This is a genomic window from Candidatus Binatus sp. (assembly GCF_036567905.1).
In the GTDB taxonomy this organism is placed as follows: domain Bacteria; phylum Desulfobacterota; class Binatia; order Binatales; family Binataceae; genus Binatus.
Map to the genome: position 1 here is coordinate 1 of NZ_DATCTO010000035.1, position 25495 is coordinate 25495.

Genomic DNA, 25495 nt, shown 5'->3' on the forward strand with positions numbered 1-25495 from the left:
CAACCAGCAAGCGGTGCACCAGCAACAGAACCAGGCGACTCGCAATCAGCAGGCCGCACGTCAGCAGCAGCAGGCTGCACGCGACCAGCAGAATCAGCAAAATCGCAACCAGCAAGCGGTGCACCAGCAACAGAACCAGGCGACTCGCAATCAGCAGGCCGCACGCCAGCAACAGGCCGCGCATCAGCAGGCGACTCATCAGCAGCAGTCGTCTCGCCAGCAGCAGGCGCGTCCGCAACAGGCCGCGCATCAGCAGGCGACTCATCAGCAGCAGTCGTCTCGCCAGCAGCAGGCGCGTCCGCAGCAGGCCGCGCATCAGCAGGCGACTCATCAGCAGCAGTCGTCTCGCCAACGGCCTGAACAGAACAAGCAAGCGAGTGCCGGCCACCAGGGCGGTGGGCACCAGAGCGGAGTACGCGAAGCGAAGAAATAATCGCAGAAGCGATACGGCCTGAGCAGGCGTATCGCTTCCGATACTCAGATCGAATGGCCTCGCCGGTCCTTATGACGGCGAGGCCGCTTCATGTTAACTACAAATAGAGGATCGCCGACGCCGGTCCACTTATCGCGGCGATTGACCGGAGCAACCCTGTCGCTTAGCGGCGGGTGAGCTTGTCGACTTCGGCCAGTTCCTCGGCGGACAATTTCCAATTTCCCGCCTTCACGTTCTGGGTGACCTGCTCGGGGCTGGTCGCGCCGGAAATTACGCTGGAAACCTCCGGCTGCGACCCGAGCCATCCCACGGCCAGCTCGAGAATCGTGTGGTCGCGGCTGCTCGCGAATTTCTCGAGCCGTTCGAGCGTCGCGAAGTTTTCGTCGGTGAGGGCCTGCTGCGCCATCCGTTGCACCAGAGAAAGCCGGGTGCCCTTTGGTGGCTCGGCGCCACGCCGGTATTTTCCGGTCAGAAATCCACTAGCCAGTGGAAAGTAGGGCAGGATACCTACTCCGAACTGGCGGCATGCGGGGACGAGCTCGCGCTCGATGCGGCGGTCGAGCAAGTTGTACTGGTTTTGCGCGCAAATGTACGAGACAAGTCCGCGGCTGCGCGATATCCAGAGCGCATCGACGGTCTGCCACGCGGCGAAGTTACTACATCCGATGTAGCGGACCTTGCCGGCGCGAACGAGATCGTTCAGCGCCTCGAGAGTTTCCTGTTGCGGCGTCTCCGCGTCCGGGGCGTGAATCTGATACAGATCGATATAGTCAGTGCCCAGCCGTTTAAGGCTCGCCTCGGCGGCCGCGATGATGTAGCGGTACGACCCGCCGCGCAGGTAGGGACCGTCGCCCATCGCCATGCCGAATTTGGTCGCGACGACGACCTCGCCACGGCGATCTCCGAGCGCCTTGCCGAGCAGCTCTTCGGAGCCGCCCCGATTGCCGTAGATGTCGGCGGTGTCGAACAGCGTGATGCCGTCGTCGAGCGCCTGATGCACCACGGCGCGCGTCTGCTCCGCGTCGCATCGCATGCCAAAGTTGTTGCATCCCAGTCCGACGGCCGAAACCTTGAGTCCCGAGTTGCCAAGCTTGCGATATTCCACGATTGCTCCTTTCGGCGTGCGGCTTCGGCATCCCGCCAGCGACGGCCGCCTGCGACTATTCAATTCCGTAGCGCCGACGCTTGCGCCACAGCGTCGTGACGTTGATGCCGAGCGTGTCGGCGGCTTCTTCGAGCGTAGCACTGGCGCCGAGCACGCGCGCGATGTGCTCGCGCTCGACCTCATCGAGGCTGGCAGCATTGGGGATGCCGCGGAGCGCCTCGGTCGAATCGTGAAACAGCGAATCGGGCAGGTCATCGGGCGCGATCGTGTCGCCGTGCATCAGGACGGTGCCGCGTTCGATCGCGTTGCGAAGTTCGCGCACATTTCCGGGCCATCGATAGCGCGTGAGCGCCGCGGTCGCTCCGGGTGAAAATGCCAGGCCGGGATGCGAATTGCGCACGGCGGCGACGTTCAGCAGCCACTGCGCGAGCGGCAGAATATCCTCGCGCCGTTCGCGCAACGGAGGCACGCGAAGCGTGATGACGTTGAGGCGGTAATAGAGATCCTCGCGAAAGTGATGCGCGGCGACTTCGGACTCGAGGTCGCGATTGGACGCCGCGATTATTCGCGCATCGACGTGAATCGTGCGTTCGCCGCCGACGCGCTCGAAGTTCTGATCCTGCAGGAAGCGCAGGAACTTGGTCTGCAGGGTCGCCGTCAAGTCGGCAATCTCGTCGAGGAAAACCGTCCCGCCGTTGGCCGCCTCGAGCCGCCCGGGCTTGTCCTTGATCGCGCCGGTGAACGCGCCGCGGACGTGCCCGAACAACTCACTCTCCAGAAGTTCTTCCGAGAGCGTGGTGCAATTGACGACGACGAACGGCTTGCCCTGGCGCGGGCTCCATCGATGGATCTGCCGCGCGATAACGTTCTTGCCGGTGCCGCTCTCGCCGGTGAGCAGAATCGTCGCGTCGCTGGCGGCGGCCTGGCGGGCTGTTTCGAGCAGGCGTTGCATCGCGGGGCTGTGCGAGTCGAGCAGCGGCTGCTCGTCGATGGCGCTGCGCAGTGCGCGATTTTCCGCTTGAAGGACCCTGACCTGCAGCGCGCGATCGACGGTGTGCTGAATCTGTTCGAGCGAAAACGGCTTGGTGACATAGTCGTACGCGCCGGACTTCATCGCCTCGACCGCATTTTCAACCGTCGCATAAGCGGTCATCAGAATTACCAGGCACTCGGGTGCGCGCCGCTTGATCTCGCGGAGCAGTTCCAGCCCGCTCATCTCGGCCATTCGGTAGTCGGTCAGAACCAGGTCGCACTGCGTCTCGGCGAGGATGGCCACGGCCTGCGTGCCGTTCTCGGCCGCGCGAACCTCGTGGCCAAGCGACTCGAAAAACGAAACGAGACTTCGCCGGATATTGCGCTCGTCATCGACAATGAGCAGTTTGGCCATCAGATCCCCTGTGCGGCGGGAATTTCGACGATGAATCGCGAGCCGTGAGAGTTGGCGCTCTCGACGAAAATCCTGCCGCCATGGGCCTCGACAATTTCCTTGACGATCGACAGACCCAGCCCGGCCGATCCCTTTTCGAGCCCGTCGGAACCGTACTGCACGAAACGCTCGAAAATATAGTTTTTCAGCTCGGGCGGAATTCCGGGCCCCGAGTCGGTGACTTCCAGCCGCGTGGCCTGCTTGGCGTCGAGCGTCGACACTTTGATAGTTCCTCCGGCCGGGGTGTAGCGCAGCGCGTTGCCGAGCAAGTTTGAAATCACCCACGAAAGCTTGACCGGGTCGCCGATAATCTCGGGCACCGATTCGATGTGCTCCTCGATCTCGACGTGCTTCTCGCGCGCCTGGATTGCGAAGCGCCTGGTCACGTCTGCCGTCAGCCGGGCAAGATCGAGACGCTTTTGCGCAACGGCGATCGCCGGTATCTCGCCGCGCGCGAGATTGAGCAGGTTGTCGGTAAGCTGACGCATCCGCGAGCATTCTTCGAGGATTACCTGCAGCAGTTCGCTGCTCTTCGGATTTGTACCCGGCATATCGCGGCTCAGCAGCTCCGCCGACAGCGCCAGCGAGGTGAGCGGGGTCCTAAGTTCGTGCGACAGGGTGGCGACCAGGTTGGTGCGGGCGCGATCCTGATCGCGGAGGTACGTCACGTCCTGCAGAATCAGCAGCGTCCCAAGCGACTTGCCGACCGTATGATGAAGCGGGACGGACTTCAGCACGTAGGAATGCTCGCGGCCGCGAACGTGAAGATCGATTTCAGTGCGCTGGCCCTCCGGCCCGGCCCTCTGCAGTGTGCGCAGCGCATCGCGAACGCGCAGGTAATGAGGATGGTTGCTGCTGAGATCGTCGAACGGGCTGCCGAGTGCGTCCTGAAGATCGACGCCGAGGATCAGCGACGCGATCTCATTTATGTGCGCAACGATTCCTTCCGTGTCGATTAGCACGACCCCGTCTTCGAGGCTTTCGATGATCGCTTCGGTCTTGCTCTTTTCGTAAACCAGCCGCTCGACGTTGAGCTTGTCGTACTGCTCGAGTCGCTCCGCCATCTGGTTGAATTCGCGCGCGACCGCTTCGAGCTCGGCCAGCGGCTGGGGGCCAAGCCGCACCTGCGACTTGCGCTGACTGATTCCGCGCAGCCGCTCGGCGAGTTCCGTCAGCGGCTTTGACAGCCGCCATCCGAGAGCCCACGAGATCGCGGCGCCCACCAGCAGCACCAGCGCAAGCCCGCCGGCGAATTCGTACGCCAGCCGCCGGCCCAGCTTTACCGAGCGGCTGTCCGCGCGGAACATGGCGGCCTTGTTCATCGCGATCAGATCGTCGAGGCGGCCGCTCAATTCGGCAAATTCGCGATCGTGAAACGTGCCGGGCGGCGCGGCGGCGATGCCGGCGAACAAATGGTTGCCGCGCCGGGCGATATCGGCAGCGAGTTCCGGCTCGCCAACTTCAGTAAAGTCGTGATTCTCGACGTCGATCCACTGCAGAAAATTTTGCCGCGCCCCGGGCAGAACGTCCTTGGCGCGGCCGTCGTGCTCGGCGACCTGAAGCGTCGTGAGCGCGGCGTGCATGTTCTGTGCGGCCTCGATGCTGATGTAGTTGCGATAGAGGGTCTCGCGGATTGCGCCGCCAAGCGAATAGACCCGCGGCAGCGTGTACAGTCCCAGCACAACGACCAATGCCAGCAGCAGCAAGGTACCGTTGCGAATTTGGCGTTGCAGCGACGGCGCGCTCATCGCGATTCCTCCCGTTCGTCGGTCGCGACGATTTCCACGTCTAGGTCCCGTGCGTCCGCAGCCAGCCGCGCCGGCACGTCGCCCTTGAGCCACCGCCGCCATCGCGGCTGATGAGTCCGGCCGACGATTAGCTTCGTCACCCCCTTGTCGTGCGCGAAGTCGATCAACGCCTTGACCACATCGTCCGACTTCAGCCACACGGTTTCGGCGCCAAGGTCGCTGGCGACATTGATGTTGTTGAGCAGCGCGACGAAATCGCTGGTGCCGATATTTTTCACCGACTCGGCGGGCGTCTCGATGTGCACGGCGAACCATTCGGCGTTGAGCTGTCCGGCGATGCGCGAAGCCTTGCGCAGCAGCTGTCCGGTGTCGGCGGCGTTGGACGAGATTCCAACCATGATTCGCTCGATCACGTTCGCGTGGCGGCCTCCCTCGCGCTTGAGCGACTCGCGGTCGAGGCGCTGGCGGTCCAGGCTGCGCGCGACCTCGCGCAGCGCCAGTTCACGGAGCGAGGCAAGATTGCTCGGCTTGAAAAAATTCTTCAGCGCCTGTTCGATCTGCGCTTGCGGGTAAATCTTCCCCTCGCGCAGTCGTTCGCGCAGCGCTTCCACCGGCACATCGATGTTAACGATTTGATCGGCCCGCGCCAGCATCGAATCGGGCACCGTCTCGCGCACGTCGATGCCGGTGATGCGCCGCATCAGCGCGTTGAGACTTTCGACGTGCTGGATGTTCATCGCGGTAATCACGTCGATGCCGGTAGCGACGATCTGCTCGACGTCCTGGTAGCGCTTTTCGTGGCGCGAGCCGGGGGCGTTGGTATGCGCAAGCTCATCTACGATTACAACCTCGGGCTTGCGCGCGATGATCGCATCGACGTCCATCTCTTCGAGCGTAACTTCGCGGTACGAAATCTTGCGGCGCGCGACCACCTCGAGGTTGCCAATCCGCTCTTCCGTCTCGCGGCGGTGATGCGTTTCAATGAAGCCAAGCACGACATCCACTCCCCGATCGCGGAGCTGATGCGCCTCCTCGAGCATCCTGTATGTTTTGCCTACACCCGCGGCGGCGCCGATATATACTTTGAGCCGTCCCCGTTGAGTTTGGGGCACAAGATCGAGAAAGGCCTCGGGCTCAGGCCGTTTTTCATCGTCCATTCAAGTCCCGGGAGTTGTTCCGCCACGACTTCCCGCGGCGCGATCGAGGGCCAGGTTCAGCAGCAGCACGTTTACGCCGGGCTCGCCGAAGATTCCCGCAAATCGCGGCCGCGTGTTCTCGGCAACCAACTGCCGCACGTGATCTTCGCTTATGCCGCGCGCGTGGGCAACCCGTGCCACCTGGAGGCCGGCGGCGGCCGGACTTATCTCGGGATCGAGGCCGCTGCCTGAAGCCGTCACAATGTCCACTGGAACCTGGCGCGGATTGCTGGCGGGATTGCTCTCGATGAAGTTCTTCAGCCGCAACTTGACCGCGTCGATCAGCGCCTTGTTGGTGGGCCCGAGATTCGAGCCGCTCGAGTTGGCGGCGTCGTAGCCCTTGTCACCCGCGGCGGAAGGCCGGCTCTGAAAATAGCGCGCCGACGAAAAATTCTGCCCGATGAGGCTGGAGCCGACAACCTGGTTGCCCGCAACGACCAGGCTACCGCCCGCCTGGGTCGGAAAAATCGTCTGCGCAATGCCCCATACCGCCAGAGGATAGACGATGCCGGTGAGCACGGTGAGCAGGGCGGTTACGGCGAGTGCGGTTATGAAGTTTCGCACGGATTTGACCTCAGGCGAGATGGAGCGCCGTGATTACGATGTCGATGGCCTTGATGCCGATGAACGGAATAATCACGCCGCCGCCGCCGTAGATGAAAAGATTGCGGGTTAGAATCGCGGCCGCGCCCACCGGACGGTAGCGCACGCCGCGCAGCGCCAGCGGTATCAACGCGATTATGATCAGCGCGTTGAAAATTACCGCCGACAGAATCGCGCTCTGCGGCGTCGCCAGATGCATCACGTTGAGCCGCTGCAGCTCCGGATATTCCACGATGAACAGCGCCGGAATGATCGCGAAGTACTTGGCGACGTCGTTGGCAATCGAAAACGTCGTCAAGGAGCCGCGCGTCATCAGCAGTTGCTTGCCGATCTCGACGACTTCCATCACCTTGGTCGGATTCGAGTCGAGGTCGATCATGTTGCCGGCCTCGCGCGCGGCCTGGGTGCCCGCGTTCATCGCGATCCCGACGTCGGCCTGCGCGAGCGCGGGCGCGTCGTTGGTGCCGTCGCCGATCATGGCCACCAATTTGCCCTGGTTCTGCTCCTCGCGAATCAGCCGCAGCTTGGTTTCGGGAGTGGCCTCGGCCAGGAAGTCGTCCACCCCCGATTCCTTGGCAATCGCCGCCGCGGTCAGCGGGTTGTCGCCGGTAATCATGACGGTGCGCAAGCCCATCGCACGCAGCCGCTCGAAGCGCTCGCGGATTCCTTCCTTGACCATGTCTTTGAGATGAATCACGCCAAGCGCCTTCGACGCGTCCGCGACGACCAACGGAGTCCCACCGCTGCGCGCGATCCGCTCGACGATTGCCTTCAAGTCCGGCGGCGGCGTGCCGCGATTATCCTGGACGAAATGTACGATCTGTTCGGCAGCGCCCTTGCGGATTCGCCGCCCGCCGATGTCGACGCCGCTCATCCTGGTCTGCGCGGAAAACGGTATGAAGGTGGCGCCGACCTCGCCGAGTTCACGGCCGCGCAAGTTGTATTCGCGCTTGGCCAGCACGACGATCGAGCGTCCTTCGGGGGTCTCGTCGGCAAGCGACGCGAGTTGCGCGGCCTCGGCGAGTTCGCGCGTTTCCACGCCCTGCACCGGGATGAACTCCGCCGCCATCCTGTTTCCGAGCGTGATGGTTCCGGTCTTGTCGAGCAGCAGAGTATCGACGTCGCCGGCGGCTTCAACCGAGCGGCCCGACATCGCCAGAACGTTGTGCTGCACCAGCCGATCCATCCCCGCGATTCCGATCGCCGAGAGCAATCCGCCGATGGTCGTCGGAATCAGGCATACCAGCAGCGCCACCAGCACCGGCAGCGCCAGCCGCGTGCCGCCATACAGCCCGAACGGGTACAGCGTAACAATGACGAGCAGGAAAACGATCGTGAGGCCGGACAGCAGTATGCTGAGTGCAATTTCGTTGGGCGTCTTCTGACGCTGCGCACCCTCGACCAGCGCGATCATGCGGTCCAGGAAGGTCTCGCCCGGGTTGGCGGTGATCTTCACCTTGATCCAGTCGGAGATCACGGTGGTCCCGCCCGTTACGCCGCTGCGATCGCCGCCGCTTTCGCGAATCACGGGCGCGGATTCGCCGGTGATGGCGGCCTCGTTAACCGCGGCGATGCCCTCGATAACTTCGCCGTCGCCCGGAATGACGTCGCCGGCGGCGACCATTACGATGTCGCCGCGCCGGAGCTGCGCGGCCGGCACGAGTTTCGTCTGGCCGCCTTCGATGACCAATTTGGCCTGGGTTTCGGTCCGAGTCTTGCGCAGGTTATCGGCCTGCGCCTTGCCGCGGCCTTCCGCCATTGCCTCGGCGAAATTTGCGAACAGCACGGTGAACCACAGCCAGAGCGCGATTTGAAATTCGAACCCGGCCAGCGCCATCCGATGAGCCAGCGTGTCGCCAGCCAGCGTGAACATCACCAGCACGCTGGTGACCTCGACCACGAACATCACCGGATTCCTGATCATCAGGCGCGGGTCGAGCTTGACGAACGATTCGATCGCCGCGCGCGAGACGATTTCGCGATTCCAAAGTGCGGGAGCCTTGCGATCACTCATGGTTGAAACACCGGACCTAGAAGAGTTTCCCGGACGTCATCAGCAGTTGCTCAACGATCGGTCCGAGCGCGACGGCGCAGAAGAACGTCAACGCGCCGACGATCACGATTACCCCAATCAGCAGGAACACGAACGGCACGCCGTCGGTCGGGAAAGTGCCGGCGCTGGCGGCGGTGGATTTCTTGGCCGCGACCGAGCCCGCGATCGCAAGCGCCGGGATCGCCATCATGAACCTGCCGAGCAGCATCACGATCGCGATTGACACGTTGTAGAAGGGCACGTTCGCGTTGAGCCCGCCGAATGCGGAGCCGTTGTTCGCGCCCGCTTCCGTGTACGCGTACAGGATTTGCGAGAAGCCGTGAGGCCCCGGATTGGAAATCCCCGATAGGCCCGCGGGCAAGACGGTTGCGAGCGCAGTCGGTATCAGAATGACGGCGGGAAAGATGAGCACGTAGAGCATCGCGAGCTTCATTTCCCGCGCTTCGATTTTCTTGCCCAGGTACTCGGGCGTCCGCCCCACCATCAGGCCCGCGATGAACACCGCCAGCACGGCCATCACGATGATTCCGTAAAGTCCCGAGCCGACGCCGCCGAAGATCACCTCGCCAAGCTGCATGTTGACCATCGGCACCAGCCCGCCCAGCGGCGTGTAGCTGTCGTGCATCGAGTTGACCGCGCCGCACGAGGTGTCGGTGGTCACGGTCGCCCACAGCGCGGACTCGACGATTCCGAAGCGGACTTCCTTGCCCTCCATGTTGCCGCCGCTTTGCGTTGCGGAGGCATGTTGATCGATTCCGATCTTGCTGAATTGCGCGTTGCCGTGTTGCTCAGCCCGGATGGCTGTGGCCGCACCGGCGAGAAACAGAATCGACATCACCGCGAACAGCGCCCATCCCTGCCGCCGGTCGCCGACCATCTTGCCGAAGGTGTGGGTCAGGCCCGCGCCGATCGAGAAGATCGCGAGCATCTCGATCAGGTTCGTCAGCGGCGTCGGATTCTCGTACGGATGCGCCGAGTTGGCGTTCATGAAGCCGCCGCCGTTGGTGCCGAGCTCCTTGATTATTTCCTGGGAGGCCACCGGCCCTTCGGCGATCGTCTGCGAAGCGCCCTCGAGCGTCGTCGCATTTACATACGGACTGAAGTTGTCCGGCACACCCTGCCAAACGAGAACCAGTGCGAAGATGACGGAGATCGGAATCAGCACCCACAACGTCGCGCGAATGAGATCGACCCAGAAGTTACCGATCGTCTTGGCGCTGCGCCGCGCGAATCCGCGAATCACCGCCGCCGCCATCGCGATTCCAGCCGCCGCCGAGAGAAAGTTGTGCGACGTGAGCCCGACCATCTGCGTCAGATAACTCAGCGTCTGCTCGCCCGAGTATGCCTGCCAGTTGGTATTGGTGGTGAAGCTTGCGGCGGTGTTGAAGGCAAGTCCCGCCGGCACCCCGGCCAGGCCCTGCGGATTCAGCGGCAGGTAATATTGGAGCCGCTGCAGCGCGTACAGGAAGATCATCGAGATCAGGCTGAACGCGAGCATCGACACCGCGTATCCCGCCCAGCCCATCTCGACGCCGGGGTTTATCCCGCAGACCCTGTAGATCAATCTCTCGATTGGCGAGAGCACCGGGTCCAGAAAGGTGCGCTCATTGGAGAACACTCGCGCCATGTACAGGCCCAATGGCACGCTGATCGCCGTGACGATCAAGAAAAACGCAATGAGCTGAATAACCGAATTGGATAGCATGTAGGTATGTACCGGCTAGTGCGGTTCAGAATCTTTCCGGGTGGATCAACGCGTAAATCAAGTAAGCGCCCAGCAACACGGCGCACACCCCGCCGAGAATCGTTTCAACCGGGCTCATAAATTGTCGCACCCCCAAACGTAGGCGATCGCGATCGCAAAAAAGGCGATGCTCCCGAAAATTGAAATCAAATCCCACATAATGCTTCCCGACTTAGTAAAGTTTAATGCGGCTTGTTAGTGCGGACGCAGTTCGGAGCGACAAGAGTGTTCCGGCCGTAACCAGGCAGCGTGGCCGTCCGATCCGTCCGGTACTTTTGAACGGCTATGCCTCCGTCCCGTCTGTTGCGACGGGATTATGAGCACCACGCGTGCCAATGCGGAAACGCAGATTCCACAAGGGTTTTTGCATCCTTCAGTCGCACGGCATTTCAAAATGCACCATGCTTTTCAATGCAAATTTCATCGAAATTGCCGACACGCGATCCGCAAACCTCTCGATTTTCTTTCCGAGAGATCGTCGATTATCATTAGAGAGAACACCACTATGGCACGACAAAAGAGAGAAATTCCGCCGGTTCATCCCGGCGAGATCCTTAGCGAGGAATTCCTGAGGCCGCTGGGTCTCAGCATGAATCAGCTTGCGTTGGCGCTGCGTGTGCCCGGCAATCGGATCAACGCGATCGTCGCGGGCCAGCGCGCAATCACCGCCGACACCGCACTAAGGCTTGGCCGATACTTCGGGACCTCGCCGCAGTTCTGGATCAATCTGCAGGCGGGTTACGATTTGGAGAACACTAAGGACAAGCTGGCGGCTCGGATTGATCGCGAGGTTCGCCCTCGTGAGCGAGCAGCCTGAAAGAACAGCCGCCGCGGCGGAATAACGATTCAACCGGCTGTTGTGATAGTATGTTGACTGAGAGTTAGCGGCGGAATCTGCGCCGTTTGAATGGGGTGTAATGTTATCCGGTAGCCCCAAAAATCAGATGAGCGACAGATTCCACGCAATCTTGCTCTCGACCGTTCTGTTGATTGCAGGCACGCTTCTCGATGCAGATCACGCCCGCAATGCGACAGCGTCAGAGTCGAGCGATTCAAATAACAGTGTCGCTGAATACCTCGATGGCGCAACAGAAAACACGCGCGGGGAGGATCATCGGCAGGTACTCAAACAAGCCTTGACCGACATGCTCGATCTGCCGGTCAAGAAACTCCGCGAAAAGACTTATCCGGACTATGAGATGCGTCCGGACGCTTGGTCGATAACCGTGATCCTGGAGCGTTACATTGTGCCCAAGCGCCAGGATATGACGATCGGAGACGGCAAGTTTTTTGATGATATGAAAAAGCCGGAGGCGCAACGAGCGATCCATGCATGGTTAGACGAGATGAATCGGGAGGGCATAACGAGCTCCGGGTCAACGCGCCCTCGCAACATCGTGGAAGACTACCTCAATGGCGCCGAAGAACAGTCCGAAACCGATGAACAGCGAGTCGTAATCAAGCAAGCCTTCCTCGATATGCTCATTGAACCCATCGAGAGTCTTCGGAAGAAGCGCTATCCGGACTATCAGATGCACCCTCACAAGTGGCCGATTACGGAGGTCCTGTACCACTATTTCGTTCCTGCTCCAGGGTACATCGGGTTCGACGGCGGCGAGTGTTTTCGCGACGTGAAGAAGCCCGGAGCCCAAGAAATGATTCAAAAGTGGCTCGACCACATGGATAACCCTGACGGCACGAACGGTCCGGATCGAGAAGAACGGCCGTAACCAAAACACGCCCGCCGTTCAGAGATTTATCTGCTGGTTTTTGTGCCGTCGGACGTACCAGCACGGACTGTAACCCAGGTGCGGGAATATCGAATTAACGCAGGTCTGAGCCTCAGGCTCGCCCGGTTCGAATTCGGTCTTGCCGCTCTTCTGAGGCACTGCGTAGAACTTGTTGATCTGCACGGTTCCGAAAGGCTCTCGGCTGGCGGGAATTCGATACTTAACTGAAATAAATTCGCCGACGTAATAGATACATACTAACACTACTGCTGCAGTGGCTATTCGTTTGAGTAATGGAGCGGCGTTGCGCATCGTCGTGGAAAAAAACGAAAACGGCCGGCATTCGGCGATGCCGGCCGTTCTAACAGCTCCGCAAAGATCCGGGATTCTCCGCTCAGAATGACGACGCGGCTAGCCGATCTGGCTGCCGACCACCGACACAAAGCTGACGCATCGGCCCGGCGCGCCGCCTAAATTGTGCGTCAATCCGAGTTTCGGATTCTTGATCTGACGCGGTCCCGCCTCACCGCGCAGCTGCAGCCACATCTCGTACATCATGCGCAGGCCCGACGCGCCGATCGGATGACCGAACGACTTGAGACCGCCGTCCGGATTGACCGGCAGCTTGCCTTCGAGATCGAAAAACCCGTCCATCACGTCCTGCCATGCGGTCCCGCGCGGGCTGAAGCCGAAATCCTCGTAGAGCACGAGTTCGGTGGGCGTGAAGCAGTCGTGGACCTCGGCCATGCTGATTTGTTCGCGAGGATTGGTGATGCCCGCCTGCGCGTACGCGTCTTTGGCGCTGGCGACGACTTCACGGAAGGTCGTGAAATCGTAGTCCTGCGACAGCGGTCCTTCCGCCGGCCCCGCGATGAACGAGAGCGCCTTTATGTAGATGGGATTCTTGCAGTACTTGTGCGCGTCTTCGGCGCGGACCACGATCGCGGCCGCGGAGCCGTCGGACACGCCCGAGCAATCCATGATTCCGAGCGGGTCGGCAATCTTAGGCGAGTTCTTGATTGCCTCGAGCGATACTTCCTTCTGGAACTGCGCCTTGGGATTTTTCGCGCCGTTCTTGTGATTCTTCCACGCGATCCGCGTCAGCACGTCCTTGCCCTTGTCGGGGTCGAGTCCGTACTTTTTGAAATACGCCGGCGCCAGCAGCGAGAACGACGCGGGCGCCGTCATGCTGCCCTCGGTGCCGTCGTTGGGCGGATTGTTGATCACCAATCCCGAGTAGCCTGAGTCCTTGAGCTTCTCGACCCCGATCGCCATCGCGATGTCGAACGCGCCCGACGCGACCGCGTAGCACGCCTGCCGCAACGCCTCCGATCCCGTCGCGCACATGTTCTCGACGCGAGTGACCGGCTTGTACTGAATCTTGAGCGGCTCGGAGAGCGTCAGGCCCGAGATTCCCGACCCCATGGTGCCGAGCCAGTACGCGTCGACGTCGTTGGGCTCGACGCCCGCCGACTCATAGGCCTGGTACGCGGCATCCACCAGCAGGTCCTCCGTCCCCTTGTCCCAAAGCTCACCGAACTTGGTGCATCCCATCCCGACGATCGCGACGCGGTCCTTGATTCCTTTGCTTGCCATTGGTGGTTCTCCTCGGCCTTAACGCCTGGGGCGCGCTTTCCAGAAATAGTTGTTGACGCCGGCGGCGGTAAACAGCCGGCGAAACGTCATTTCGACTTCGTCGCCGATCGCGACCTTGTCGGGTTCGCAGTCGGTCATCTCGCACAGGAAGCGGCCGCCGCCGACGAAGTCGATCACGACGTTAACAGTCGGCGGATTCAGAGAATAGGCGAGGCGATCGATGGCGTAGGTGGCGATTTTCCCGGTACGGTCGGCGAATCCATAGGGCTCCATCTTGCCGCGCTGATGGCATTTCACGCAGACCAGTTGCGGTGGAAGCTGCGGCGTCCCGCAGTTGGTGCATCGCGAGCCGATAAAGCCGAACTTCCACTTCTCCGAGCGCATCATCGGCGGTCCCGCCGGCCGGTCGGGATCCGGGCGTCGCGGCGGCTCGGTGGGCAGAATTTCGCGCCACTTGAGATAGTTGGCGTAAGACACGTCGCCCTTGGACTCGATCATGCGGCCGACAGAACGCACCGGCTTGAAGCCGGCGTTGGCCGGCGTGACGCGGAGCAAAATCGCATCGGCGCCGTCGGCCACCGTCGCGACGAGTATCCGGTCGCCCGGCTTTGCCGACGGCAGCGCGGCCGCGAGCATCAGGCCCGCGTGCGCGGCGCCGGTTTGTCCGACCGTCAAGGCAAATGAATCGGAGAATTTGGCCGGGTCGATTTTGAGCGCACGCGCGATTTCGTCGGCCGCGCGGACGTTGGGCGCGTCGAGTATTACCTTCGACAGATCGCCCGGCGCGACTTTCGCCTTCTCCAGCACGTTCTTGATCACCGTGCCGAGCAGCGGAGAATGCGCCTGCGTCAGGGTGAAGCGCTCTTCCCACGAATGCGAAAAACGCTCGCCCTGCGCGCGCCAGCTGTCCAGGAACTCGCGCGTCAGCGAGGCGCTCGCCTCGATTTCGGCGATCACGTCCTGCGCACCGAGCACGAAGGCGACCGCGCCGTCGCCGGTCGTCTGCTCGGCCTTGCCCTCGGGCGCCGCCAGCCGGCAATCACCGATGGCGACGAGCGCGCGCTTGGCGCCGCCGCCGATCGCATCGGAGCCCTGCAGCAGGGCGGACAATCCGGCGCGGACCGAACCGCTCATATCCGATGCGCGAATTTCCGCCGGCAGCATCGCGGCTGCGCCGATCACCGCGGCGCTGAGTTTTTCCGCGTATGGCGGCGTCGTAGTTGCGAAGATGAGCGCCTGCACGTCGCCGGGCGGCGCCGCTTTCAGCGCATCGCGAACCGCCTCGACCGCCATCGATACGCTGTCTTCGTCGAAGCTCGCGATTGCGCGCTCGCCCCTGCCGGCGGGTGTGCCGAGGACGGCGGCGATCGCGGAGCGCTTGAGGCGTCGGTACGGAACGTATGAACCGTAAGAAACAATTCCAGCCATGACCGGCATTAAAGGCCGAGTCGAGCGGCGCCGTCAACCCAAACCGGCGCTCGGGCGTCGGGCGGCTATGAGCGACGCCTACGCGTTGCTCGACCTCGGCCGTCGCATGCGCCGTGGGAGCCGTCGCGATGCGATGGCGGCCGCAACGCGTTCGTAACAATAGCCGCAATCTTGACGACGCGATCGCGCTGCATGCAGTCGCTCGGCTGCTTCGCATTGGTGAGCCGAGTCGAGCGGCGGGCGCTATGCAAATGGCGGGGGATTCGCGACTCGCTGCTAACTTTTTGCGAATCGCAAAGAGTAAAGACTGCATCGGTCGAAAATTGTCCAATGAAATGAACGCTCGGGTCCTTGGCATCAGCCTTGCTCCACCTCTGCTGACGGCGAACTTTTACGGGAGGTGAGGAAGATGGCTGCTACCACGGTTAATCAGAGACTCGCAGGCTTTCAGCAGATAAGGGAGCAGACCGAGACTGCCGCTGCCGATCGTATTGCGCAAAACAGTCTGCTCAGCGAATTGCCCGGGGTGACGTTCGCATTCCTGACGCTGGCGTACATCGTTCTCTCGTTCGTGGGCCTCTAAATCGACGCATCGCATATCACGCAGGGGAAGGACCCGGTCGAGCGAATCGACTTCGATCGGCTTCCCGAAGCGTTCTCGAGTTGCTTCCTTGACAGATGCGCGCGTCGCGGCACGAACGCATGAGCGATTCGCACGTGCGGCTCGGCGAGGCAAAGGACAATCGAGCTGAAATCGCGCGCGGTTGGATCGATCGCGAGATCCGCGCGCGCGAAAGTGAGTTAGGAACATGATCATGATGATGGAAGCAGTATCTTTGCTGGCGGGAGTGGCTATTGCGATTGTGATAATCGCGGGCCCCGCCAAGCCCTACTACAAGAGACCAAGGGCCGAGCGGTAGTCCCGGCCGGCCATACCTGCATCCGGCGGCGGCGCCGCAAGCGGCTTTGCCCGTCTGCGGGGCGGAGTGCGAATTGTGTTCGTGGCTCCGCCCCGCACTCGTTTTTCCTCGCGCCGCATTCTAAACTCACACCCGGGCCGGGGAGGTGCGAGATGAAGCGACTTGCGCTCAACCTGATTGCGTTCGCGTGCGCGATTGCGGCGCCGCATCTCGCGTGCGCGCAGGCGACTTGCCCTCCGACCCTCGCCGTCGAACAGAAAACCTCGGCGCCGGCTCCGGACTGGACCGTTACTTACTCCGGGTACGATACCGCGATTGCGGGCGTCACTATCTTCGAGGGTCCACCCGCCGAGCAAGCATCGCTGGTGCCCGACCGCGAGCAAACGACCAGCGACACCGTCATCCAAACCTGGAAATTGGCGAAAAGCGATCGCGGTTACTGGCTGCAGTGCGAGTATGCGAATACCACGGCGCAGGTCTTCCGGCGCTTGCCGGTGAATGTCTCGCGCTGCGAGGTAACCTACGAGCGCAACGTTCGCTTCGGCGGCGAGGGCCGCCGTGTAGTCAAGCGCGTGAACTGCGAATAGCCAATCGCCAATCGATCGGCGATCCTATTACTCTCTCGATAGTATATCGCGGTAGATGCGATAACGCCGCGCATACTCCACTGAGTAGTCCTTGCTACAGGTTCCCGCCGGCTACTGCCTAATCCTTACTTCTCGCGAGCGGTCTTTCCCGCGGATTTTTTTCATCCGCCGAATTTGCGCGAGCGGTGACCAGCGCCGCCATCGCGGCGAAGCGCTCCTGGCCGACTGCGATGAACAGTCCCTCGGCTTCCGCCGTCAGCAGACCGTTCGCTGACAGCGTTCCGTGGGTGAATATCTTGCGCCCCTCGACGCGATCGACGTACGCCTCGAAGGTAAGCTCGGTCAGCAACGGCGTCGGCCGCCGGTAACGAATCGTAAGCGTCCCCGTCATGCCGGGATTACCCGTCAGCGACTGCGCCATTCCAAGCACTTCGTCAAACGCGGCGGCGAGAAATCCTCCGTGCACGTGCCCCGGCGGACCTTCATATGCGACGCCGAAGGTCCCGCGCCCCTCGACCCTGTCGCCGAGCACGGCCAGCCGAATCGGCGGCGCAAGCGGATTTGCGATTCCGATCAGCGGGCTGTGATCGAAGAACGCACGCGGGTCGCCGGCGTTGGCGCTCTCGGCAAACCCCTCGTAGCTGCGCGAGATCGGATATTTCGACAACCGCCGGGCGTAGCGCTCCAACGCGTCGGCGGCGGCTGACAAGTCTTCCTCAGGCGCGGCGACCTGCACCAAATGGTCGATCACGCGGCGCATCGCGTTGGCCAATCGATGCGCCTGGGCGCGGCGTCCGGTCGCTGGCGCCTGGCTGATCGCCCACGCGGCTTCGAAATTCACATTTTGATCGCTCATCTTCCTCAGCCGACATCGATCGGAAACTGCTGCGAACTTTTCCCGATGGTAGCTGTCGCTTCGCGGTCAATCTACGGCGCAGTCGCTGAAACGCAACAGCACGTCTTCGAGTATAATATATGGGAACCAGCGATGCGGACCCGTACCCTTATATTATTTGCGCTCGCCTGCGGACTGGCTTCGATTGGGATTCGATCCGCGCGCGCGCAAACAATCCTCGAGGTTCCCGGACCCGCGCAGCAGAATCAGCCGTACGTTCCACCGCGTCCGGCGCCGCCGCCGACCACGTGGGCGCCCTCCGGGGCCGATAACGGTGACACGATTCAACTGCTGCCGCAGGAATTGTGGAGGCCTGCGCCCGCGCCGCCCCAAGCCGTCCCACCTCCCCCGCCTGCTCCCGTGAACGCCGCGCCGATGACGGCGCAAGCGCTTCCTGCTCTGCCTGCGGTGTTCCGCGGATGCTGGGAGGGACAGGTGAATCAACTCGATTGGATCAGGCGCGAACCGGGCGCACACAAAATCGGTTTCTGGACCCCGAAGATCTACCGGCTATGCTACAAACGCGTCGGCGATCAGCCGTTCACGCTCACGTTTACCGAGACCGGCGTCGCGCCGAGCGAGAAGATTATAAATCCGCATGGCAGCGTGGCGCCGATCGCGACCGACGGCCGCGCCTACGCGTCGATGCGCGCGCGCTTGCATTTCGACGAATACAGAGCTCGCGCCGACGCCTGGTCACCGACGGCAACGTTCGCGGTTGACGAAACCACCAACCTCGACTGCCGCATCGGCGGCGACGACATGATGGTCAACGCCGACGTGTACGGCACGCGCGACGGCGAGCCCTGGTTCCGCGCGCACTGGCGCGCGGACTTTCACCGCTTCGGGAATTAGCCCCGCGCGCATTGGCGCGACCTTGCCACAGCACTCAAGCGTCGAGCCGACCCCCCGTTAGCAGATTGGCGCTTGGAGCACCTGCCTGGATTTCCTGGACCGGATTCCATCGGTCATCCAGAAATTGGCTCGAAGCGCCATTGACCGTCTTCTGCGCGCGCCTTCCGAACGCATCGTACACAAAGCCGGACGTGCTCGACCCGGTCATCCCCTCCAGATGGTTCTGATTGCAGCCCGCTTCATTTCATCGCATCAATTCGACAGCAATTCTCGCAGCCGCTCCAATTCTGCTCCAGATGGAGCTTTCGGGAGGGAAAAGCCTGCGCCTAGCCCTGGCATTGCCCGCTGGCCACCATTACGAACAACCAATGGCCCAAGATAACATAATAGCCAAACTCTATTGCAAAAATGCTATAAAATGCCAATTGCAAGGTAAGTGCAATTCTTCGGTATTTCCGGATCGCTTCGATGTGTCCCGGAGCGACCTCATCCTGCCAGCCCTTGGTCAAAGGGAGCAAGATGAAGAACCTCGTCCGGATCGGAAGCCGCCTGAACGACTCCCTCGGAAACGGAGGCGCTGCTCGGTACAACAAAAAGCCCAGAAGCATGTAAGAAGCGATACTGAGGAGCCCGAGAGCTATGCCGGCACGTAGAAAAGGTCTCATGCCGTTCGAGCAAAGGATGAGGAAAAGCGGCTTCATAATGGAGAAAGAACCCCCACAGCATATCCCCCAGCGCCACATACTACGGCCCCAATGCCTCCTGTAATAGCCATGTCCTCTCTAAGAGATACCTCCTGCTTTATGTCGTTCAGTCTTTGCGCCTCTTTCTTATCGATCTTGCACTTCAGGTCTACGATCTGATCGGGGTCATCAGTGTTATTGACTTGGTCCCACAGATTGCCAATGTCCCGATTAAGGCTGTTAACGTTCACGGCTAGTTGATCTATTTCGAGAGAAATCTGTAGATAGTCGATAATGCCCGCAATTAAACAACCGCCAAAAACAATTCCATAGCCTATCGGGCCTCTTCCGTACCCATCGCGAAGGCTAACCGGATCGTTGCGTACATACCCATAGAGATTCGGGTCGCCGCCAGCGAAACCGATCGGGTCCTGCGCGATGAAACGTTGCAACGTCGGGCTGTAGTAACGGGACCGATAGTAGTCCAGGCCCGTCCCGTCGTTTTCTCGGCCGGTGAACTGATAAGAATTGCCGTTCGACGCGCCGCTAGTAGTCGTGCTACCGAAAGGCTCGTAGCCGTATTCGGTCTGGATAGCGCCGGTCGTATCGGTCAGGGCGAGTGTGCTGCCGAGGATGTCGGTCAGATAGTCGCGCGCGCCGGCGGGGTCTGTGCGCTGGAAGCGCTCGTCGATCCTGAGCCCGGTCAGCAGATTCGCGCTCGGCGTGCCTCCCTGGACTTCCTGGACCGGATTCCACCGGTCATACAGAAATTGGGTCGAAGCGCCATTGACCGTCTTCTGCGCGCGCCTTCCGAACGCATCGTACACAAAGCCGGCCGTGCTCGACCCGGTCATCCCCGCCAGATGGTTGCGCGCATCCCACGCATACGTATTCGTACCATCGTTCCCCAGGTTGCCGTTGGCATCGTAGCTCAGCGGTGTTCCGTTGAAAGCGGTCATCTCGTTGTCCGCGTTGAACGTGTTGCCCGTCACAGGCTGCGGCAGCACGACCTGCGCGAAACTCCCGGTCTTCCCGATCACGCGCCCGTCGGCGTCGTAGTTGTATTCGAGGTCTCCCACCGCATTCCCCGCCAGCGTCCAGGTCATTCCCTTCACGTGCGAGTCGCTGTCGTAAGTGTACGCCACCACGATGCCGTTGGGCAGCGTCAGCGATGTGCGCCGGTTCGCGTTGTCATAGTTCAGTGAAACCGACGTGCTTCCCTGGGTAATTCCAGTCAGCCGGTTCGCATTATCCCAGGCGTAGGATACCTGCGGTTGTCCTGCGACCGTCATTGTCTGCCGTCGGTGGGCTGCGTCGAATGTATAGCTGACCTCGCCTTGCTGGGTCTGCTCGTCGGTGAGGTTATCCAGCAGATCGTACGTCCGTGCGATCGTTCCCGCAATCGAGTCGGTCGCCCCGGTCAGGCGATCGCCGCCATCCCAACTGTAGGAAACCGTGCTCTCGTAGCTGCTGCCGCTCTTGCCGAAGCCCGCGAAGATGCGGCGGTTGAGTCCGTCGTACTGGTAGGCCGTAACCTTGCCGCGGCGATCGGTATGCTGAGTCAGGTTACCCTTGCCTCGGAAGAGGAGACAGAGGAAGTACCCTGAGTGATCCCGTAGGGGCTAGTCGCCACCGGGCGTCCATCAGCGCAAGCAGCTTCCGAAATTGTCTTTGAGCCAATTAAAAAGCGAATTTGACCAAATCCCGTCGAAATTCATCGGCTCATCATTGACTGCCCCGTGGCGACCGCTCCTGTCGAAATAAATTGACCCGGCTCTTGTTCCATCTTCGTTGTAAAATATAAGGCCCCACCGTAGGTCCACGGGCGTTTCCCGACTTTCAGTGGTCAAAGATTTCAGTGCCGCCACGAGATCCGTTCGATAGGGATTTCCTCTGATATCACCTATTGTGACCTTATAGACGAAGTGATCTTCTAATCGCTTAGAGTCGATTCGTATTGGCGACTCCACATATCCGGGCACCTGCACGATTTCGACCTTGAAAACTTGATAGTTTTCCAAGGCCTTCTCTATCGCATTAACTACCGATTGAGCTTGATCGCCCCCTGCCTTAGCTTCCACACAGACTAGCAAAAGCATGCAGACCACCGTAAACCAAACTAACGCTCGTGATTTCATGCCTACCTGGAGGTCGGACCAGGGACCCAGTAAGGGCTACCACCATGATCAGTGCGCGTGTCTTCGCCCAACGTATCGGCCGCGCTACTCTCGGGACCGGTGATGACGCGCTCCTCTTCCCAATTGTCGTATTGGTCGGAGGGAATCCAACCCGTCAACTGGTCCAAGAGGCTATTGTCAGCGTGAGCCATTTCGTGGCCGAGCATCAAGGCCGGGCTCTGCCTACCTTTATTCGTACAACGATTTCCGGAGTGAGGATCCCACTGGATTATATGGTTCCACGAGTCATAGGAATCGACACTATTGTTGTTAAACATGATATTGTAAATAATCGAGGAGGTATTGAGATCTTGAATGATTTGGTTCATCCCGGGATCTTGACTGAGATATGATGTCGCTTGATTGTACTCGCCTTGTTCGACAGGACCTCCGATCACATTGATTATCAGTCCCGACGGATCTATCCAGTTAAGGGGGCTGTTGGAGACATACGCATATAAATTCAAGTCGCCGCTGCGAATTCCGATCGGATCCTGCGCGATGAATCTCTGGAACGTCGGGCTGTAGTAGCGGGCCCGGTAGTAATCCAGGCCGGTGCCGTCGTTTTCGCGGCCGGTATATTGATAGGAATTTGTACTTGCCGCACCGATCGAGGTCCCGTTGCCGAAAGGCTCGTAGGCGTACTGGGTCTGGATCGCGCCGGTCGAATCCGTCAGCGCCAGTGTGCTGCCGAGGATGTCGGTCAGGAGGTTCGCCGTGCCGGCGGGGTCTGTGCGCTGGAAGCGCTCGTCGATTCTGAGCCCGGTCAGCAGATTCGCGGTGGGCGTGCCTCCTTGGATTTCCTGCACCGGATTCAGCCGGTCGTAGAGAAACTGGGCGGTGTTTCCCGCCACATTTTTGCTCATCCGGCGTCCGAACCCGTCGTAGATAAAGCTTGCATTCGCTCCGCCGCTCATTGCAGTCAACTGATTGCGCGCGTCCCAAGTGTAGGTGTTGGTCCCGTCATCGGTTAGATTACCGTTCGCGTCGTAGTTCAGTGGCGTTCCGTTGAAAGCGGTCATCTCGTTGTCCGCGTTGAACGTGTTGCCTGTCACAGGCTGCGGCAGGTTGGTCTGCGCGAAACTCCCGGTCTTCCCGATCACCCGCCCGTCGGCGTCGTAGTTGTATTCGAGATCTCCCACCGGATTCCCCGCCAGCGTCCAAGCCATTCCTTTCACGTGCGAGTCGCTGTCGTAAGTGTACGCCACCACGATGCCGTTGGGCAGCGTCAGGCTCGTTCTGCGATTCGCGTTGTCATAATTGAGCGACACCGAGGTGCTCCCCTGGGTGAGCCCAGTCAGCCGGTTCGCGTTGTCCCACGCGTAGGAGACCTGCGGCTGCCCCGCGACCGTCATCGTCTGTCGGCGGCGGGCATCCGCAGGCCATGCCAGGCAGACAGTCGGGATTGGGCGCGGGGTCGGGTTTGCCTTCCTCGCACATTCCGCCTCCAGATCCTCCTCCAGAGTTATTATTCTGATCGAACTGTTCCAAACCTGTGCTTGCGAAATCTATCGCTGAACCCGTAAACGGAATGAGATCACCCGCTCACGGGCCCAGCGCCGCTGATGCCGGTGGCGCCGGTCTCCGACAGGCTGCGCTGAATCTGCGGATTGTAGAACTGCCCTCCGCCGCCGTAGTAAAGCCGGCCTGGGTCGATGAATTCGTGCTCCATGCCCTGGTACTGAAACGGCCAGTTGTTCGCCGCGCCGCTCACCGTCGGCGTCCCTGACGGATCGTAAGTGTATGTCGTCGCCGGTCCCGCGTCCACATTTGCTGCATTCACCAGCCCGAGTGTTGAGCCCGACGCATCGAGCAGCGGCACCCAGGCGGTGGTGCTCCCGCCCGAGGTGAACGATCCCGCCACGGCGACGGCGCTTGCCTATCAGCCCCGCGTAACTTAATGATCTCGCATGGCAAGCACCCTCGATCCCCAGATGAAAACCATACTCGACGCGTTCAACGCGGCCGGTCCGATGTTCCTGCGCGCGGAAACTGCCGAGCAGGCGCGGGCCAAGATGCGCGCGCTGGTCGAGGCGAATCTGGCCCCGCCGCCTGCCATCTATCGCGTCGAGGATCGCCGCATTGCGGGCGCCGACGGTCAAATCGCGGCGCGGGTTTACACCCCCGAGGGCAGCGCGCCGATGGGCGTGCTGGTCTATTTCCACGGCGGCGGATGGGTGCTCGGAGATTTGGAGAGTCACGACCCGGTCTGCCGCGCGCTCGCCAACGGTGCGGGATGCGTGGTCGTGTCGATCGATTACCGGCTCGCGCCCGAGCACGTTTTTCCGGCCGGCGCCGAGGATTGCTACGCGGCCACGAGGTGGGTAGCCGAAAACGCGGCCGCGCTTGGCGCGGACGCGTCGCGGCTCGCGGTCGGCGGCGACAGCGCGGGCGGAAATCTGGCCGCGGTGGTCTCGATGATGGCGCGCGATCGCGGCGGTCCCGCGATCAACTTCCAGTTGCTCCTTTATCCTGTCACCGATTGCGCACTCGACACGCCGTCGCAGAAGGAATTCGCCGCCGACGGCTACGCGCTGTCGCGCGCCGACATGGAATGGTTCTGGAAAAATTACCTCGACCCCGGCGCGGAAAAAAACAATCCCTACGCCTGCCCGCTGCGGGCGAAAAACTTGAAGGGCCTGCCGCCCGCGCTCGTCCTGACTGCCAGCCACGATCCGCTGCGCGACGAAGGCGAGCGATTCGCCGAGCGCCTCATCACCGCCGGCGTCAAAGTAACCTGTACGCGCTACGAAGGCGTGACCCACGCCTTCATCAGCCTTGCCGACGCGCTCGACAAGGGTAAAGAGGGCCTGCGGCAAGCCGCCGACGCCTTGAGGGTGGCCTTCGCCCGCTAGCCCCTGCCCTCCCCGCTTACCGCGCGCCTTGCGGTCCCGATACGCTCTCCCTTTGCAAGGTGTTTGTGCGCGGGACATGGGGCGCGCTCGACTTTTGCGACACGTCAGAGTAGGCACAGGTCAGGTCGCCGAAGATCGGTACGATTAATGCGCACCTGATCTCGCCCCGCTCGCATCAACAGGAGGTATGACCTATGGATACCTTGGTCACTCTCGGCGCTATCGCTGCAATCGGTATCAGCTACGTCCTTTTACCCGTCGGGTTGAGCGTCTTCGCGGACTTCAGAAAACCCAAGGAGGTGACCTGCCCTGATAATGGCGAGCCCGCCCAGGTCACGGTCGACGCCGCGTACGCTGCGATGACGTCGGCGGTCGGGATGAACAGACTCCGCATGGACGGATGCTCCCGGTGGCCTGAACGCGCTGCCTGTAACCGAAGCTGCCTGAGTCAATTGGCGCACTAGCGTCTGCCGCCCGCTCGCATCTCCAGAGCCGAGAGCAGGGTCACGCGATGTTCCCGATGGCATCAGATGTAGCGGACTGCTCCGGAGATGAGCCCCGAGAGCATCAGGAGAGAAGGCAATCGTCATGATTGATTATGCAAAGTATCGATGCATCAAGGTCGAGAGGGAGAACAAGCTCGCCACCGTGACCCTGAACCGGCCTGAAGCACTTAACGCGGTCAATTCCGAACTACACGACGAACTTGAAACCATCTGGATCGACCTTGCCAACGACGAGGAAGTGAACGCGATTTTGCTGACCGGCGCGGGCAAGGCCTTTTCGGCGGGCGGCGACGTGAAGGCGATGGCGGCGCGCTGGGGCACTGAGGAAGGCAGAAAGTGGACGCTCAAGATCGCCGCGGCGGGCCGCAGGATCATCCAGAACCTGCTCGACGTTGAGCAGCCGATCATAGCCGCGGTCAATGGCGACGCGATGGGCCTCGGCGCGAATATCGCGCTGCTGTCGGACGTTATCGTCGCCTCTGAAACCGCGCGGATCGCCGATACCCACGTCAAGGTTGGAATCGTTGCCGGCGACAGCGGCGCGGTGATCTGGCCGCTGCTGGTCGGGCCGGCGCGGGCCAAGGAATTCCTGATGCGAGGGACGTTCATCAGCGGTTCCGACGCAGCCAAAATGGGGCTGGTCAACTACGCCGTGCCGGCAGACCAGGTGCTATCCAAGGCCGGGGAAATCGCCCGCGAATTGGCCGACGGCCCGACTTGGGCGATCCGATGGACCAAGCTCGCGGTGAACAAGTGGCTCAAGCAGCAGGTCAATTTAATTCTGGACGCGTCGATCGCGTATGAGATGATGAGCTTTAACACCGAAGACCATCGCGAGGCGGCGACTGCCTTCGCAGAAAAGCGCAAGCCCAAATTTCAGGGAAAATAAATCTCTGGATGAGTCGTAAACGCCGTGGCGCAAAGCTCGCGGTCGCGCGTGCCACGGCCGAAGGAG

Annotated in this window: 23 protein-coding genes; 7 read left to right on the top strand and 16 right to left on the bottom strand. The window is 61.3% G+C overall.

Annotated elements, in window-relative coordinates; all coding sequences use genetic code 11:
* The 9 genes from VIO10_RS04950 to kdpF form a co-directional block, all read right to left on the bottom strand.
* Positions 1 to 331, bottom strand: a 331-nt coding sequence (locus VIO10_RS04950; protein WP_331960252.1) for a hypothetical protein, incomplete at its 3' end; no start/stop codon positions are given.
* Between the two features lie 265 nt (positions 332 to 596).
* Complete coding sequence (locus VIO10_RS04955; protein ID WP_349259228.1) at positions 597 to 1538, bottom strand: aldo/keto reductase; 942 nt, start codon at positions 1536 to 1538, stop codon at positions 597 to 599.
* A gap of 55 nt (positions 1539 to 1593) precedes the next feature.
* Positions 1594 to 2925: a sigma-54 dependent transcriptional regulator gene (locus VIO10_RS04960; protein WP_331960258.1), complete on the bottom strand. Its 1332-nt coding sequence runs from the start codon at positions 2923 to 2925 to the stop codon at positions 1594 to 1596.
* Positions 2925 to 4712 carry a sensor histidine kinase gene (locus VIO10_RS04965; protein ID WP_331960261.1) on the bottom strand — a complete coding sequence of 596 codons (1788 nt, stop codon included), beginning with the start codon at positions 4710 to 4712 and terminating at the stop codon, positions 2925 to 2927. Before VIO10_RS04965 ends, VIO10_RS04960 begins: the two co-directional genes overlap by 1 nt.
* Positions 4709 to 5869 carry a sensor histidine kinase KdpD gene (locus VIO10_RS04970; RefSeq protein ID WP_331960264.1) on the bottom strand — a complete coding sequence of 387 codons (1161 nt, stop codon included), beginning with the start codon at positions 5867 to 5869 and terminating at the stop codon, positions 4709 to 4711. The genes VIO10_RS04965 and VIO10_RS04970 overlap by 4 nt, the downstream gene beginning before the upstream one ends.
* Complete coding sequence (kdpC, locus tag VIO10_RS04975) at positions 5870 to 6472, bottom strand: potassium-transporting ATPase subunit KdpC (protein ID WP_331960267.1); 603 nt, start codon at positions 6470 to 6472, stop codon at positions 5870 to 5872. It lies immediately after the preceding gene.
* Positions 6473 to 6482: 10 nt separating this feature from the next.
* Complete coding sequence (gene kdpB, locus VIO10_RS04980) at positions 6483 to 8525, bottom strand: potassium-transporting ATPase subunit KdpB (RefSeq protein WP_331960270.1); 2043 nt, start codon at positions 8523 to 8525, stop codon at positions 6483 to 6485.
* A gap of 16 nt (positions 8526 to 8541) precedes the next feature.
* A complete protein-coding gene (kdpA, locus tag VIO10_RS04985; RefSeq protein ID WP_331960273.1) occupies positions 8542 to 10269 on the bottom strand; it encodes a potassium-transporting ATPase subunit KdpA in 1728 nt (575 codons plus the stop codon).
* A 25-nt stretch (positions 10270 to 10294) separates the two neighbouring features.
* Positions 10295 to 10387, bottom strand: a complete 93-nt coding sequence (gene kdpF / locus VIO10_RS16200; protein WP_349259225.1) for a K(+)-transporting ATPase subunit F — start codon at positions 10385 to 10387, stop codon at positions 10295 to 10297.
* 237 nt (positions 10388 to 10624) lie between these two features.
* On the opposite strand from kdpF, the gene VIO10_RS04990 reads away from it, so the two are divergent.
* Both VIO10_RS04990 and VIO10_RS04995 read left to right on the top strand, forming a co-directional pair.
* Positions 10625 to 11125 (top strand): HigA family addiction module antitoxin, encoded by a 501-nt coding sequence (locus VIO10_RS04990; RefSeq protein WP_331960276.1) that lies wholly within the window; start codon positions 10625 to 10627, stop codon positions 11123 to 11125.
* Between the two features lie 127 nt (positions 11126 to 11252).
* Positions 11253 to 12038: a hypothetical protein gene (locus VIO10_RS04995; RefSeq protein ID WP_331960279.1), complete on the top strand. Its 786-nt coding sequence runs from the start codon at positions 11253 to 11255 to the stop codon at positions 12036 to 12038.
* A gap of 411 nt (positions 12039 to 12449) precedes the next feature.
* On the opposite strand, the gene VIO10_RS05000 is transcribed toward VIO10_RS04995, so the two are convergent.
* Both VIO10_RS05000 and VIO10_RS05005 read right to left on the bottom strand, forming a co-directional pair.
* The gene (locus VIO10_RS05000; protein WP_331960282.1) at positions 12450 to 13634 is read right to left on the bottom strand and encodes an acetyl-CoA acetyltransferase; all 1185 of its coding nucleotides are present in this window, start codon (positions 13632 to 13634) and stop codon (positions 12450 to 12452) included.
* An 18-nt stretch (positions 13635 to 13652) separates the two neighbouring features.
* On the bottom strand, positions 13653 to 15062 hold the full coding sequence (locus tag VIO10_RS05005) for an OB-fold domain-containing protein (RefSeq protein ID WP_331960285.1): 1410 nt from the start codon (positions 15060 to 15062) through the stop codon (positions 13653 to 13655).
* A 409-nt stretch (positions 15063 to 15471) separates the two neighbouring features.
* Here VIO10_RS05005 and VIO10_RS05010 point away from each other — a divergent pair, with 409 nt between their 5' ends.
* Positions 15472 to 15645: a hypothetical protein gene (locus tag VIO10_RS05010; protein ID WP_331960288.1), complete on the top strand. Its 174-nt coding sequence runs from the start codon at positions 15472 to 15474 to the stop codon at positions 15643 to 15645.
* Between the two features lie 489 nt (positions 15646 to 16134).
* Complete coding sequence (locus VIO10_RS05015; RefSeq protein ID WP_331960291.1) at positions 16135 to 16569, top strand: STY0301 family protein; 435 nt, start codon at positions 16135 to 16137, stop codon at positions 16567 to 16569.
* 118 nt (positions 16570 to 16687) lie between these two features.
* Here VIO10_RS05015 and VIO10_RS05020 read toward each other — a convergent pair whose 3' ends face one another.
* Positions 16688 to 17425 carry a PaaI family thioesterase gene (locus VIO10_RS05020; protein ID WP_331960294.1) on the bottom strand — a complete coding sequence of 246 codons (738 nt, stop codon included), beginning with the start codon at positions 17423 to 17425 and terminating at the stop codon, positions 16688 to 16690.
* Between the two features lie 132 nt (positions 17426 to 17557).
* Between VIO10_RS05020 and VIO10_RS05025 the strand changes: the two genes are divergently transcribed.
* On the top strand, positions 17558 to 18319 hold the full coding sequence (locus VIO10_RS05025; RefSeq protein ID WP_331960297.1) for a hypothetical protein: 762 nt from the start codon (positions 17558 to 17560) through the stop codon (positions 18317 to 18319).
* A gap of 697 nt (positions 18320 to 19016) precedes the next feature.
* Here VIO10_RS05025 and VIO10_RS05030 read toward each other — a convergent pair.
* From VIO10_RS05030 to VIO10_RS05045, 4 genes are all read right to left on the bottom strand, one after another.
* Complete coding sequence (locus VIO10_RS05030) at positions 19017 to 20294, bottom strand: RHS repeat-associated core domain-containing protein (protein WP_414645318.1); 1278 nt, start codon at positions 20292 to 20294, stop codon at positions 19017 to 19019.
* Positions 20295 to 20645: 351 nt separating this feature from the next.
* Positions 20646 to 21083 carry a hypothetical protein gene (locus VIO10_RS05035; RefSeq protein ID WP_331960300.1) on the bottom strand — a complete coding sequence of 146 codons (438 nt, stop codon included), beginning with the start codon at positions 21081 to 21083 and terminating at the stop codon, positions 20646 to 20648.
* A gap of 59 nt (positions 21084 to 21142) precedes the next feature.
* On the bottom strand, positions 21143 to 22534 hold the full coding sequence (locus VIO10_RS05040; RefSeq protein WP_331960303.1) for an RHS repeat-associated core domain-containing protein: 1392 nt from the start codon (positions 22532 to 22534) through the stop codon (positions 21143 to 21145).
* A gap of 182 nt (positions 22535 to 22716) precedes the next feature.
* Positions 22717 to 23043, bottom strand: a complete 327-nt coding sequence (locus tag VIO10_RS05045) for a hypothetical protein (protein ID WP_331960306.1) — start codon at positions 23041 to 23043, stop codon at positions 22717 to 22719.
* Positions 23044 to 23089: 46 nt separating this feature from the next.
* On the opposite strand from VIO10_RS05045, the gene VIO10_RS05050 reads away from it, so the two are divergent.
* A complete protein-coding gene (locus tag VIO10_RS05050; RefSeq protein WP_331960309.1) occupies positions 23090 to 24034 on the top strand; it encodes an alpha/beta hydrolase in 945 nt (314 codons plus the stop codon).
* A gap of 588 nt (positions 24035 to 24622) precedes the next feature.
* Complete coding sequence (locus VIO10_RS05055) at positions 24623 to 25429, top strand: enoyl-CoA hydratase/isomerase family protein (protein ID WP_331960312.1); 807 nt, start codon at positions 24623 to 24625, stop codon at positions 25427 to 25429.
* Positions 25430 to 25495: the final 66 nt, after the last annotated feature.

What these genes read in the sequence shown, in the direction of transcription:
- kdpF (WP_349259225.1), bottom strand. Translation starts at nt 10,387, where the DNA reads ATGAGCCCGGTTGAAACGATTCTCGGCGGGGTGTGCGCCGTGTTGCTG.
- VIO10_RS05050 (WP_331960309.1), top strand. Translation starts at nt 23,090, where the DNA reads ATGGCAAGCACCCTCGATCCCCAGATGAAAACCATACTCGACGCGTTC.
- VIO10_RS05010 (WP_331960288.1), top strand. Translation starts at nt 15,472, where the DNA reads ATGGCTGCTACCACGGTTAATCAGAGACTCGCAGGCTTTCAGCAGATA.
- VIO10_RS05005 (WP_331960285.1), bottom strand. Translation starts at nt 15,062, where the DNA reads ATGGCTGGAATTGTTTCTTACGGTTCATACGTTCCGTACCGACGCCTC.
- VIO10_RS04960 (WP_331960258.1), bottom strand. Translation starts at nt 2,925, where the DNA reads ATGGCCAAACTGCTCATTGTCGATGACGAGCGCAATATCCGGCGAAGT.
- VIO10_RS04970 (WP_331960264.1), bottom strand. Translation starts at nt 5,869, where the DNA reads ATGGACGATGAAAAACGGCCTGAGCCCGAGGCCTTTCTCGATCTTGTG.
- VIO10_RS05015 (WP_331960291.1), top strand. Translation starts at nt 16,135, where the DNA reads ATGAAGCGACTTGCGCTCAACCTGATTGCGTTCGCGTGCGCGATTGCG.
- VIO10_RS05040 (WP_331960303.1), bottom strand. Translation starts at nt 22,534, where the DNA reads ATGACGGTCGCGGGGCAGCCGCAGGTCTCCTACGCGTGGGACAACGCG.
- VIO10_RS05000 (WP_331960282.1), bottom strand. Translation starts at nt 13,634, where the DNA reads ATGGCAAGCAAAGGAATCAAGGACCGCGTCGCGATCGTCGGGATGGGA.
- VIO10_RS05025 (WP_331960297.1), top strand. Translation starts at nt 17,558, where the DNA reads ATGCGGACCCGTACCCTTATATTATTTGCGCTCGCCTGCGGACTGGCT.
- VIO10_RS04990 (WP_331960276.1), top strand. Translation starts at nt 10,625, where the DNA reads ATGAGCACCACGCGTGCCAATGCGGAAACGCAGATTCCACAAGGGTTT.
- VIO10_RS05020 (WP_331960294.1), bottom strand. Translation starts at nt 17,425, where the DNA reads ATGAGCGATCAAAATGTGAATTTCGAAGCCGCGTGGGCGATCAGCCAG.
- VIO10_RS05055 (WP_331960312.1), top strand. Translation starts at nt 24,623, where the DNA reads ATGATTGATTATGCAAAGTATCGATGCATCAAGGTCGAGAGGGAGAAC.
- VIO10_RS04965 (WP_331960261.1), bottom strand. Translation starts at nt 4,712, where the DNA reads ATGAGCGCGCCGTCGCTGCAACGCCAAATTCGCAACGGTACCTTGCTG.
- kdpA (WP_331960273.1), bottom strand. Translation starts at nt 10,269, where the DNA reads ATGCTATCCAATTCGGTTATTCAGCTCATTGCGTTTTTCTTGATCGTC.
- kdpB (WP_331960270.1), bottom strand. Translation starts at nt 8,525, where the DNA reads ATGAGTGATCGCAAGGCTCCCGCACTTTGGAATCGCGAAATCGTCTCG.
- VIO10_RS05030 (WP_414645318.1), bottom strand. Translation starts at nt 20,294, where the DNA reads ATGACGGTCGCAGGACAACCGCAGGTATCCTACGCCTGGGATAATGCG.
- VIO10_RS04995 (WP_331960279.1), top strand. Translation starts at nt 11,253, where the DNA reads ATGAGCGACAGATTCCACGCAATCTTGCTCTCGACCGTTCTGTTGATT.